Origin of the sequence: Adlercreutzia sp. DFI.6.23, from assembly GCF_024462535.1 — a bacterium.
GTDB classification, from domain to species: domain Bacteria; phylum Actinomycetota; class Coriobacteriia; order Coriobacteriales; family Eggerthellaceae; genus Adlercreutzia; species Adlercreutzia rubneri.
On the sequence record NZ_JANGBP010000552.1, the window covers coordinates 1 to 299 of the forward strand.

Annotated in this window: 2 protein-coding genes; one reads left to right on the forward strand and one right to left on the reverse strand. The window is 59.9% G+C overall.

Annotated elements, in window-relative coordinates; genetic code table 11:
* Positions 1 to 246: hypothetical protein (locus NE591_RS16430; RefSeq protein WP_256157023.1), on the reverse strand; the 246-nt coding region annotated here is incomplete at its 3' end.
* Between NE591_RS16430 and NE591_RS16435 the strand changes: the two genes are divergently transcribed.
* Positions 215 to 299, forward strand: an 85-nt coding sequence (locus tag NE591_RS16435; protein WP_256157022.1) for a hypothetical protein, incomplete at its 3' end; no start/stop codon positions are given. The two genes, NE591_RS16430 and NE591_RS16435, sit on opposite strands and share 32 nt — an antisense overlap.

Consider the following 299-nt stretch of genomic DNA (forward strand, 5'->3'; position numbering starts at 1 on the left):
TTGGAAGAAGTGCTGCAAGGCAAGGACAATCAGAACATCGCCAGTTCGCTGCAATTGGGCCAGCATCTTGCCGAACAGCACGAAGGTGATGAGCATGGCGCAGGTCTCGAAATAGGGCATGCCATCGTTGATGGCGAGCGCCGCATGGCTTTCCCAGTCCCCCGTGACCACCGGCAGAAACGTGATCCACAGCGAGAACATCGACGATGCGTGGATCCGCGACTGCGGGCCCGCCTTCGTTGTCAACGACTCCGGAGACCTGCGCGCGGTTCATTTCGGATTCAATGCCTGGGGCGGCC